Annotated in this window: 10 protein-coding genes, 2 tRNA genes and 1 pseudogene; 5 read left to right on the top strand and 8 right to left on the bottom strand. The window is 67.9% G+C overall.

From position 1 onward, the window contains the following. Positions 1-22: 22 nt before the first annotated feature. The 5 genes from WAX14_RS24245 to WAX14_RS24225 form a co-directional block, all read right to left on the bottom strand. A complete protein-coding gene (locus tag WAX14_RS24245; RefSeq protein ID WP_422630590.1) occupies positions 23-958 on the bottom strand; it encodes a sulfite exporter TauE/SafE family protein in 936 nt (311 codons plus the stop codon). Positions 959-1,242: 284 nt separating this feature from the next. After that, entirely contained in the window at positions 1,243-2,490 is a 1,248-nt protein-coding gene (locus WAX14_RS24240; RefSeq protein WP_422630589.1) for a saccharopine dehydrogenase family protein, read from the bottom strand. Positions 2,491-2,499: 9 nt separating this feature from the next. Beyond that, the gene (locus WAX14_RS24235) at positions 2,500-2,877 is read right to left on the bottom strand and encodes a DUF2784 domain-containing protein (protein ID WP_422630588.1); all 378 of its coding nucleotides are present in this window, start codon (positions 2,875-2,877) and stop codon (positions 2,500-2,502) included. A gap of 22 nt (positions 2,878-2,899) precedes the next feature. After that, positions 2,900-3,289, bottom strand: a complete 390-nt coding sequence (locus tag WAX14_RS24230) for a universal stress protein (RefSeq protein WP_422630587.1) — start codon at positions 3,287-3,289, stop codon at positions 2,900-2,902. 155 nt (positions 3,290-3,444) lie between these two features. Continuing rightward, the gene (locus tag WAX14_RS24225; protein ID WP_422630586.1) at positions 3,445-4,932 is read right to left on the bottom strand and encodes an SDR family NAD(P)-dependent oxidoreductase; all 1,488 of its coding nucleotides are present in this window, start codon (positions 4,930-4,932) and stop codon (positions 3,445-3,447) included. A gap of 87 nt (positions 4,933-5,019) precedes the next feature. On the opposite strand from WAX14_RS24225, the gene WAX14_RS24220 reads away from it, so the two are divergent. After that, positions 5,020-5,241 carry a hypothetical protein gene (locus WAX14_RS24220; protein ID WP_422630585.1) on the top strand — a complete coding sequence of 74 codons (222 nt, stop codon included), beginning with the start codon at positions 5,020-5,022 and terminating at the stop codon, positions 5,239-5,241. Between the two features lie 38 nt (positions 5,242-5,279). Here WAX14_RS24220 and mqo read toward each other — a convergent pair whose 3' ends face one another. Continuing rightward, positions 5,280-6,689, bottom strand: a complete 1,410-nt coding sequence (mqo, locus tag WAX14_RS24215; protein WP_422630584.1) for a malate dehydrogenase (quinone) — start codon at positions 6,687-6,689, stop codon at positions 5,280-5,282. Positions 6,690-6,782: 93 nt separating this feature from the next. On the opposite strand from mqo, the gene WAX14_RS24210 reads away from it, so the two are divergent. The 3 genes and pseudogenes from WAX14_RS24210 to yidC all read left to right on the top strand — a co-directional run. Further along, on the top strand, positions 6,783-7,685 hold the full coding sequence (locus WAX14_RS24210; RefSeq protein WP_422630583.1) for a LysR substrate-binding domain-containing protein: 903 nt from the start codon (positions 6,783-6,785) through the stop codon (positions 7,683-7,685). 19 nt (positions 7,686-7,704) lie between these two features. Beyond that, positions 7,705-8,028 (top strand): DUF6412 domain-containing protein, encoded by a 324-nt coding sequence (locus tag WAX14_RS24205; protein ID WP_422630582.1) that lies wholly within the window; start codon positions 7,705-7,707, stop codon positions 8,026-8,028. A gap of 115 nt (positions 8,029-8,143) precedes the next feature. After that, positions 8,144-9,067: pseudogene (gene yidC / locus WAX14_RS24200) on the top strand (membrane protein insertase YidC); the annotation flags it as partial. Positions 9,068-9,198: 131 nt separating this feature from the next. Here yidC and WAX14_RS24195 read toward each other — a convergent pair. Together WAX14_RS24195 and WAX14_RS24190 are read right to left on the bottom strand one after the other, a co-directional pair. Beyond that, a tRNA-Leu gene (locus WAX14_RS24195) sits at positions 9,199-9,284 on the bottom strand. Positions 9,285-9,458: 174 nt separating this feature from the next. Then, a tRNA-Leu gene (locus tag WAX14_RS24190) sits at positions 9,459-9,544 on the bottom strand. 119 nt (positions 9,545-9,663) lie between these two features. Between WAX14_RS24190 and WAX14_RS24185 the strand changes: the two genes are divergently transcribed. Continuing rightward, positions 9,664-11,016, top strand: a complete 1,353-nt coding sequence (locus tag WAX14_RS24185; protein ID WP_422630581.1) for a M20/M25/M40 family metallo-hydrolase — start codon at positions 9,664-9,666, stop codon at positions 11,014-11,016. Positions 11,017-11,155 lie beyond the last annotated feature (139 nt).

The raw sequence follows: 11,155 nt of genomic DNA, 5'->3' as shown, positions 1-11,155 counted from the left end.
GGCCCAAACGGCACACGGGGCGTCAGCCCACTTCTTCGCGCAGTACCGGGGACGCCGGGGCGTGGAGCGTGTCGAGCGATCCCGCCGACTCGGCGCGGGTGAGGCGCGAACGCCGCCAGGACACGGTGAGCAACGCAATCCAGCCGGCCGCGATCAGCAGGTACACCAGCACCGTCACCGGTCCGGTGACATCGAACGACATGAACAGTTTCTGCGCGTTGGTGATGACGATGATGCCGCCCACGGCCGTACCCAGTAGTGTGGCGGGAACCCGGCTGACGAGCCACGCGGCGAACGGTGCCGCGATCGCGCCACCGAGCGCGAGACCGGCGACGACGAGCAGATTCTCTACGGATTCACGGCCGAGCCCGATCAGAAAGCCGAGGCTGGCCGCGACCGCGACCATGAACTCCGATGCACTGACCGATCCGATGATGGTGCGCGGTGCGGTCTTGCCGCGGGAGAGCAGGGTGCTGGTGGTGATCGGCCCCCATCCGCCGCCGCCGCTGGCGTCGACGAATCCGCCGAAGAATCCGAGCGGGGACAGGAACTTTGCGGTGTGCGGGGAGGTGCGGGCATGGGCGACGGCGGGCGGGCGCACCGAGAATCTCAGTGCCACATACACACCGATCGCCAGCAGGATTCCCGCGGTGACCGGGACGGCCGCTTCGGTGGACAGGCTCGACAAGACCGTCGCGCCGAGAAACGCACCGATCGCCCCGGGGACGCCGAGTTTCGCGACGACCTTCCAGTCGATGTTGCGGAACTTCCAGTGCGCGATGCCCGAGACGAGGGTGGTGCCGACCTCCGCCAGGTGCACGGCCGCGCTGGCGTGCGCGGCACCGACACCACTGAAGATCAGCAAGGTGGTGGCGGTGACACCGAACGCCATGCCGAGAGCGCCGTCGACGAGCTGCGCGCCGACACCGACGAGAGTGAAGATCAACAAATTGAACAAGGCATGCTCCGACCGCGAACGTGGCTACCGAAAGGGGAGGGGAGCGGAGAACCGCTCAGCAACACACCTGGCAACAACACGCGCCGTCGAAACATGCGCCACGACGAGTCGGCCAGAACGCCATCAGCGCAAGCAGGGTGGCCGGTGCGGCCTCGATGCTCGTCGCGTGCACGTTTGTCGTCCTTCGTCGTCGATGTCGCCGAGGACACGGCGACCGATCGAGCATAGCCGGTTCCGGGACGGGACGACACCATCGGTACCGGAGTGTCGCCCCACCCCGGTGGTCACGGCAGCCGACGGGTGGTGATCTCGAATCCGGCCGTCCGCAGCCGTTCGGTGAGGACGTCGCCGAATGCGACCGCGGGAGTGAGCACCCCACCGCCCGGATGGAGCGCCGCACCGCCCACGGCGAGCGACAACGCGGACTCGCCGAGCATCACCGCAGTCGCCTGATAGCCGGGATCGCCCTGGGCAGCGAACCGGGCGGTGTAGCGAGCGCCGGAAGTCGTCGTGGTGTACAGGTCGATCGTGAAGAATCCACGCCGGCGGGTGGTTTCGGACGGGCCGTCGCCCGGTCCGGGCAGGGCCTTGTCGAGCAGGAAACGGGTCGGGGGAAACGACAACCCCAGTGCCAGCGCACCGATCCCGGCCGCGAGACCGCCGGCGAGGACCGGGGAGACCGGCGACGACCCGACGTTCATCACTTCGCGGTACCGGAACGCAGGCCCGTAGTCCCAGTCGGTCAACGCGTTGCTGCGGCGCACCACCCTGGTGTTGTAGGACGCCATGAAGAACGGGGCCTTCCAGCCCGCCAGCTCCGGTGCGATGGTTTTCCCGTCGACGAGCGCGAGGTCGTTCTGCCGGCCGAGCTGCGGTTCCCGGGACGGGTCGGGGCTCAGTGAGTACGGCCGCGCCGCGACTTTCCGCAGGCCGGTGTCCGTGCGCACCGCGTCGATCTGGGTGCGCAGCGAATCGATGGTGCCGCCGCTGATCCCGCCGCGCAGCGCGGTGACGACCAGGGTGGTGTCGGTGAGCGCGCCCGCGTGATCCGCCTGCGCCGCCCGGTGCAGTGCGTGCACACCGAGATCGGACGGGACCGAATCGAATCCGCACGAATGCACGATCCGGGCGCCCGTGCGGCGGGCGGTGTCGTCGAACCGGTCGATGCTCTCGCGATGGAACAGCACCTCGCCGGTGAGATCGACGTAGTCGGTGCCGGCCTCGGCGCACGCCTGCACCAGAGGCAGGCCGAACTTGGCGTAGGGGCCGACGGTGGTGAGCACGATCCGGGTGCCGGCGGCCAGCGTGGCCAGCGCTTCGGGGTCGGTCGCGTCGGCCTCGATCAGCGGCCACTGCGCGGCCGCGCCGCCGAGTTCCGCGCGCACGTTCTCCAGGCGGTGCCTGGACCGCCCGGCGAGGGCGACCTTCAGGCCGGAGGGGAGATGCTCGGCCAGATAGGCGGCCGTGAGCCGGCCGACGAACCCGGTGGCTCCGTAGACGACGATGTCGAGTTCGCGTGGGACAGCAGTCATGCCCACACCCTACTGTCGGGTAACCCCGGATGCGGTGAATCTCACACGCCGCCACAGACCCACCCACGACACCACGACGCAGATCACGACGAGCACCCGGATCAGGCCCACCGCAGACTCCGGGTAGATCACCCCGGTCAGATAGTGGTCGATGAAACCCGACGACGGCAGACCGGCCTCCCCGGCTCGATGCCGCGCCCAGTTCTCGGCGTGCGTGAGCGGACAGTCGAACCCGACGAGTACCGTCGAGAATCCCCACACCACCGCGCACACGTGCGTCGCGATCGTCCACGGCCACCGCCACGCCACGAACCCGCCGAACACGACATACAACACGAACAGCAGGTGTGTGACCGCGATTCCGTCCGCCAGCACCCGGTAGGGCATGACACCCAGGGTAGGCCTTCGGCTACCGGTCGGGATCCTTGACGACGAGCACCGGCACCGGTAGCTCGATCAGCAATCGCTGCAGCGGACGTTCGAGCAGGAACTTGCCGAGTGCGTTGGCACCCCGGCTGCCCACGACGACACGCCCGGCGCCGCTCGCGGTGGCCAACTCCACCAGCGTGCCCACCGAATCGCCGTCGTGCACCGCCGTGCGCACGTCCCATCCGCTGTCACCGGCGACCGCGCGCACCGCGGTACGCACCGATTCGACCTCGGCGTCGGTGGCAGCATCGTCGTCGTCGAGTACGTGCAGGACGAGCAGATCCTCGTGCCGGTCGGCGGCCTCGCCCGTGGCGACGACAAGCGCGGCGTGTCCCTCGGGGGTGGCGGCGTGAACTACTGCGACTGTCATGACGGTGCTCCTGGGAGGTTCGGCCGGCAGAAGTTGGACGGCAGGGGTTGGACGGTACTGCCTCCAGTATCCCGGCGCCGAGCCGGACGAGCACCCTCGAAAGCGTGTGGAACCTGTCTCGACCTGGTATTTCCTGTCGCGTGGATCTCAGTCGTTCACCACGGAGCCGGCTCGTAGTTCTTGAGGAAGCAGCCGTGCAGATCGGTCCCGGCCTCGCCCTGCACGATCGGGTCGTACACCCGTGCCGCTCCGTCCACGAGGTCGAGTGGCGCGTGGAAACCCTCCTCGGCCAGACGCATCTTCGTGTGGTGGGGGCGTTCGTCGGTGATCCAGCCGGTGTCCACCGCCGTCATCAAGATGCCGTCGGAGAGCAGTTCTTCCGAGCTGGTGCGGGTGAGCATGTTCAGGGCGGCCTTGGCCATGTTGGTGTGCGGATGACCGGCGCCCTTGTAGCGGCGACCGGCGAACTGCCCTTCCATCGCCGAGACGTTCACCACGTACTTGCGGCGAGCAGCGGCTGCCGCCATCGCCGGACGTAGCCGGTTGACCAGGATGAACGGGGCCACCGAGTTGCACAACTGCACCTCGAGCAGTTCCAAAGGTTCGACCTCGCCGACCGTCTGCACCCAACTGTTGGTGTGCACGAGATCCGGCAGCAACCCACCCGCGTCGACGGCGACGCCCGCGGCGATCCGGTCCGGTGTCGCGGACCCGGCGACCATCGCCAACGCCGTGACCGACTCCGGGTCCAGCGCGTGCACGGCGAGTCCCGTCGGCAGCGACCCGGCCAGCGCCGTCGGATGCGCATCGGACGGCTTGCCGAACGTGATCATCTCGGGGCGCGGCCCGGACGGCAGCGGCCCCGTTTCGGCATCCGCCAGCGCCGAATAGGCACCGGGGGAGCGCCGGACCGTCTGGGCCGCATTGTTGATCAGGATGTCGAGCGGCCCCTGCGCCGCGACATCGTCGGCGAGAGCCACCACCTGCGCCGGATCACGCAGGTCGATCCCGACGACCCGCAGCCGGTGGATCCAGTCGGCGCTGTCCTCCATCGCCGAGAACCGGCGGATCGCGTCGTGCGGGAATCGGGTGGTGATCGTCGTGTGCGCGCCGTCCCGCAGCAGACGCAACGCGATGTACATGCCGATCTTTGCGCGACCACCGGTGAGCAGCGCCCGCCGACCCGTCAGGTCGGTGCGGGCGTCGCGCTTCGCGTGGTTCTCGGTCGCGCAGGTCGGACACAACTGATGGTAGAACGCGTCGACCCTGGTGAACTTGTCCTTGCAGACGTAGCAGTTCCGGGGTCGCAGCAGTGTGCCCGCGGATGCACCCCGTGTCGTCGAGGTGAGGGTCAGGCCCGCGGTTTCGTCGTCGATCCTGGTCGGTGACCCGGTCGCGGTCGCGGCCAGTACGTCGCGGTCCGCCTCGACCTTCAGGGTGCGTGTCTCGTTGCGCCGCAGCCGCTTGTATTTCTTGAACATGTGGGCGGCTGCCCGCTGCACGGCGATCGCATCGGGATGACCGGCGTCCAGAGTGCCCGCGAGGTCGAGGACCTTCAGACAAGTATCGAGGTCGGCGGGGTCGATCACGCTCGGTGGTGCGGTGACAGTGTCCGCGGCCGGGGTGTTGCTGTGGGAGTTCATGAACCTTTTCCGATGTCGTGCGGTAGCAATGAATGGTATCGGGCGCAGCAGGTGCGGCCGACCACACATCCGAGGAGCAGCAGGACGATGAGCGCTGTCAAGAAGAAGTTCGCCGATTTAGCCCCGTGGCAGAAGACGGTGGTTCTTACCCTGGTGAGTGTTCAGGTGTCGCTGGCGGCGACGGCGTGGGCGGATCTCGCCACGCGCCCCGCCGGCAAGATCAACGGCAGCAAAGGCAAGTGGGCGCTCATCACCCTCATCAACTTCGTCGGCCCCATCTGGTACTTCCGGAAGGGTCGCCGCACCTGACCGATCGCGCTCTGTGTGGAATTGTGTCCGCCAGGCGGTCACAATTCCACACAGAACCGATCCACGATCGGCGCCCACCGTGCGCGATGCTGCGGGAAGCAGGCATCGAGTAGCTCGATCATGACCGCGGGCGCGATCGAGGCACCCGGGGAGGCACCGAGCAGGCCGGCGATGGTGCCGTCCGCGCCGGTGACGACCTCGGTGCCGAAGGTGAGAACACCGATCTTCCGCGGATGCGGGACGATCAACTGGGCACGCTGCCCGGCATCGATCAGCCGCCAGTCGTCGCCGCAGGCGGTGGGCACGAACCGTCGGAGTTGCCGCAGTTTCCGGGCGCGCGTCGCCACGAGTTGGCCGATCAGGTAGCGGACCAACGGCAGGTTCTGCGCACCGACCGCGATCAACGGGGCGATGTTGTGCGGCCGGATAGTGGCGAACAGGTCGGTGCGGCGGCCGTGTTTCAGCAGTCGGGTGCTGAAGGTCGCGTACGGGCCGAACATCAGCGACGCCTTCCCGTCGACGATCCGGGTGTCGAGGTGCGGGACGGACATCGGCGGGGCGCCCACGTCGGTCTGGCTGTAGACCTTCGCGTGGTGTGCGGCCACGATGTCCGGGTCGTCGGTGCGCAGGAACTGCGCGCCGATCGGAAACACACCATAGCCACGAACCTCGGGGATCCGTGCCTTCTGCAGCAACGTGAGCGCCTGACCGCCTGCACCGACGAAGACGAACCGCGACCGCACCGAGAACCGCGCGCGGCCCGCGCGGCCGGTGACGTTCCACCGCCCGTCGGGTTCGCGGCGCAGCCTTCGGACCTCGTGCCCGGTGCGAATCTGCACTCCCCGCGACCGCATACTGCGGAACAGGTCGCGGGTCGCGGCGCCGAAATCGACGTCGGTACCGCCCTCGTGGCGGGTCGCCGCCACCGGTTCGGTACCGGTGCGGCCCGCCATCAGCAGCGGTGCCCACCGCGCGATCACGTCGGGATCGTCGCTGTACTCCATCGCGGAGAACAACGGTGATCGCCGCAGCGTCGCGAAACGCTCTTTCAGGTAGGCCACGTCGCGATCGCCGAACACGACGTTCATGTGCGGTATCGGATTGACGAACGACGTCCCGGGCAGGTCACCGGATTCGGTGAGGGACGCCCAGAATCGGCGGGTGGCATCGAACTGGCGGCCGATCTGCTCGGCGCGGTTCGGGTCGGTCGGGTCGGGCATGTAGTTGAGCTCGCACATCCCGGCGTGACCGGTGCCGGCGTTGTTCCAGGCGGCGCTGCTTTCCTGCGCGACCCGATCGAGGCGTTCGAGGACGACGATCGACCAGTCCGGCTGCAACCGGGTCAGCGCAGCGCCCAGGGTTGCGGACATGATGCCGCCGCCGATCAGGACCACGTCGTAATCGTGGTCGAGAACTGCTGCGCTGCTGCCATTTCCGGGTTCGTCCATGTCAGATCGCCTTCGCTCGTGTGGATGTGCCCCCAGCGTCCACTCCGAACACTGATCCGTCCAATGATGGAATGGAGGACATATGATCCGAATATGGAATGGTTTCTGTCCGAGGAGGCCGCAGCCGCCGCACCGCTGCTGGCCGCGTTCGACGCCGCCGCGCGGGAAGGCCACATCACCCACGCCGCCGAGCGACTCGGCCTACCGCAGTCGTCGGTCAGCCGACGCATCAAGACACTCGAACAGGTGGTGGGGCTACCGCTGTTCCACCCGGTCGGCCGGGGGGTCGCACTCACCGCGGCCGGCCGCGAACTCCACGACCGCACCGCCGGCCTGATCCGCGACCTCGACGACGCGATCGGCACCGTCCGCAGCCACGCGGACCCCGACCGCGGTCTCATCCGGTTCGGATTCCCGCTTACGCTCGGGCCGGTGAGCATTCCGTCGATGCTGGCGGACTTCCATCGCGCCGCGCCGGGAATCCGGTTGCGCTTGGTGCAGTCGCACGGTGCCGCCCTCGCCGAGATGGTCCGCGACGGCCGACTCGACCTCGCCGTGATGATCCCGCCGCCCGACGATCTGCCCGCCACCGTCCTCGGCCACCAACCGCTGCTGCTGCATGTGGCCACTTCGCATCGGCTCGCCGGACGGGGCGAGGTCGCTCTCGCCGATCTGGCCGCCGAACACTTCATTGCCGGGCCACCGAGCTACCAGATCCGGCAGGTCCTCGAACGTTGCTGCGCGGACGCCGGATTCGCACCGCACATCGCTTTCGAGATCAGCGAGTTCGAGACCATCCGTGTCCTGGTCGCCCACGGGCTCGGCGTCGCGCTGCTGCCTTGCGCGGAAATCCCGACCGCGGGCGCCGTCACGGTGCCGGTCCGCGGTGTCGGCGACCGCACCATCGGTCTGGTGACCGGAACGCGCGAGTTGTCACCTGTCGCCGCGCGACTGCACGAGCATCTGAGCGCACACACCGATCGATTCGGTGGATGAGGCCGGGTACGCTGAATCCGTGGCACGGATCGTGGACGGACTTACGCACAGGCTGAACGTTGTTCAGCTCGCGTGGCTGTCCGTCCTCGCGATCCTGGTTGCGGTCACCGGTGCACTCGACGCCCCCACCGCGGTCGCCGCGGGCGCGGTCGCGATCGTCCTGATGGTCGCGCTCGCCGGGTACACCGTGCTGCCCACGGTGTGTGCGCTGTCGACGCCGTCGTCTGGGCCACCCCGCGAGGAGCGCCGCCTGCGCGGCGCGTTCCGCCGTCAGAGCGCCCCGAACACCCCCGGGCGTCCCCGACGCCCACGAGCACCCGGCCGGGAACTGCTCGCCGCCTGACGCTTTCGGGCGTCCGCGGCACGCGGTCCCTACCCGAGGTGTCGTCGGCCCGTGTCCGGCGCACCCGTCACCCGCACGATGCCGCCTGCCGCCGCATCGTGCCGGAAGGTGCTCGATGCTCGATTTCGTCTACTATCCCGTGTCCGCGATCCTGTGGTTCTGGCACAAGGCGTTCGGCGCCGTGCTCGAACCGGACAACGGCGTCGCGTGGGCGCTCGCCGTGATCTTTCTCGTCTTCACCCTGCGGCTCGTCCTGCTGAGCCCCTCGATCCGGCAGATCCGCACCACCCGCCGGATGCAGAAACTGCAACCCCAGATCCGAGCCCTGCAACGCACGCACGCCGACGACCGCCCCCGCCTGGCATCGGAACTCCAGAAGCTGCAGAAGGAACACGGGGTCAACCCGCTGATGGGTTGCCTGCCCGCGCTGGTGCAGATACCGGTGTTCCTCGGCCTGTTCCATGTCCTGCGGTCGTTCAACCGGACCGGCACCGGGCTCGGGCAACTCGGCATGACGCCGGACGAGAATGCGAACACCGCGAACTACGTCTTCAGTGCCACCGACGTGCAGTCCTTCCTCGGTGCCCGCCTGTTCGGCGCCCCGATCTCCGCCGCGATCGCCACACCGGAGAGCACACTGGCATCGTTCGTGCACTTCGGGGGTATCCCGACGGTCGGCACGATCGCGGCAGTCGCGATCCCGCTGATGGTGATCGCGAGCCTCGCCACCCACTTCAATGCGCGGGCGTCGCTGGCGCGTCAGAACCCGGACACCGCGGCGACCCCGCAATCCGCGGTGATGAACAAGATGATGTTGTGGGTCTTCCCGCTCGGTGCGCTCGTCGGCGGGCCGATCCTGATGATCGCGATCCTGCTGTACTGGGTGAGCAACAACATCTGGACCTACGTGCAGCAGCGGATCGTCTACGCCCGCCTCGACCGGGAGGATGCCGCCGAACAGCGACGCCGTGAGGAGCGGCGGCCGGTCGACGCCCCCAAGCCGGGTGCGCGGCCGGTCGCGAGGAAATCGCGGAAGAAATAGTGTTCTGTGTGGATTTGCATCCGCCCGGCGAACACGAATCCACACAGAACGGTCACAGCGCACAAAACGAGGTCACGATCCCTGTCGGGTTCGCGACCTCGTGTGTGCAGTTTCGGGAACTGCTGGAGTGTCCGAGGGGGGACTTGAACCCCCACGTCCGTTAATAGGACACTAGCACCTCAAGCTAGCGCGTCTGCCATTCCGCCACTCGGACCGGATGTGTATGGACATGCCGGTAGCTCCCGCTCCCGCGGGCGCTGACGAGAACAGTAGCGCACGCACGTGCGATTCCCCAATTCGCGACGACCGCCGGTACGCCGGCGGTCGGGAACGACGTAGGCCCCGAACCTGTCGGTTCGGGGCCTACGTCGTCTGTCTCAACTCAGAGTGTCCGAGGGGGGACTTGAACCCCCACGTCCGTTAATAGGACACTAGCACCTCAAGCTAGCGCGTCTGCCATTCCGCCACTCGGACTCACGTTGTTCACACCCGCTTTCCGTGGGTGCTGTGAAAGAGTAACCTACCGCGTCGACGTGCCCAAATCGCCCCCTTTACCTGCGTCGATGCGCGCCGGCGGTGGTAGACATGCAGACATGGCCGAACACGTGAGCACCCACAATCCGTCCCGCGCCGAGGACGAGGTCGTCGACCTGGTGTCCCAGCTCATCCGGTTCGACACCTCCAACACCGGTGATCCCGCGACCACCCGAGGCGAACGGGAATGCGCCGAATGGGTCGCGGCGCAACTCGCGGAGGTGGGGTACGACACCGAATACGTCGAATCCGGGCAGCCCGGCCGCGGCAACGTGTTCGCGCGACTGCCCGGGGCCGATCGCAGCCGCGGTGCTCTGCTGCTGCACGGGCACCTCGACGTGGTGCCCGCCGAACCCGCCGACTGGAGCGTGCACCCCTTCTCCGGGGCCGTCGAGGACGGCTACGTGTGGGGCCGCGGCGCCGTCGACATGAAAGACATGGTCGGCATGATGCTGGCCGTCGCACGCCGCTTCAAAGCCGAGAACATCGTCCCGCCCCGCGATCTGGTGTTCGCATTCGTCGCCGACGAGGAAGCCGGTGGCACGTGGGGCTGCCAGTGGCTCGTGCAGCATCGACCCGACCTGTTCGAGGGCATCACCGAAGCGGTGGGGGAGGTCGGCGGCTATTCGCTGACCGTGCCCCGCCGCGACGGCGGCGAGCGACGTTTCTACCTCGTGGAAACCGCGGAGAAGGGCCTGGGCTGGATGCGGCTGACCGCGAAGGGACGCGCCGGGCACGGCTCGTTCCTGCACGAGGAGAACGCGGTGACGATCCTGTCGAAGGCCGTCGCCCGGCTCGGCAGTCACACATTCCCGCTGGTGATCTCCGATTCGGTCGCCGAATTCCTCGCCGCCGCATCGGAGGAGACCGGGCTGGATTTCGACCCGCACTCCCCGGACATCGACGGCACCCTCGCCAAACTCGGGTCCATCGCCCGCATCATCGGCGCGACCCTCCGGGACACCGCCAACCCGACGATGCTGCAGGCCGGTTACAAGGCCAATGTCATCCCGCAGACCGCGCAGGCCGTCGTCGACTGCCGCATTCTGCCGGGCCGGCTCGCCGAGTTCGAACGCACCGTCGACGAACTGATCGGCCCCGACGTGACCCGCGAGTGGATCACCAGCCTCGACTCGTACGAGACGAGTTTCGACGGTGATCTCGTCGACGCGATGAACGCCGCGATCCTCGCGCACGATCCGCTGGGCCGGACCGTGCCGTACATGCTTTCCGCGGGGACCGACGCGAAAGCGTTCGCCAAGCTCGGAATCCGTTGTTTCGGGTTCGCGCCGCTGCAACTGCCACCCGATCTCGACTTCCCGGCACTGTTCCACGGAGTCGACGAGCGTGTCCCGGTCGAAGCTCTCCGGTTCGGCACCCGCGTCATGGAACACTTCCTGATGCATTCCTGACGATCCCGTCCCGAGGAAAGGACCACCGATGGCGTTCGACTACAACCCGTACGAGTTCCTGCCGAAGCTGCCCACGTTTCAGGTGACCAGCGACGACTTCGCCGAAGGCGAGGAGTGGAAGCTCGCGCAGGCCAGCGGC

This window comes from Rhodococcus sp. (in: high G+C Gram-positive bacteria), from assembly GCF_049299235.1.
Taxonomy (GTDB): domain Bacteria; phylum Actinomycetota; class Actinomycetes; order Mycobacteriales; family Mycobacteriaceae; genus Rhodococcus.
Note: the sequence above shows the minus strand (reverse complement) of the source record. Positions and strands in the feature narration are given on the sequence as shown.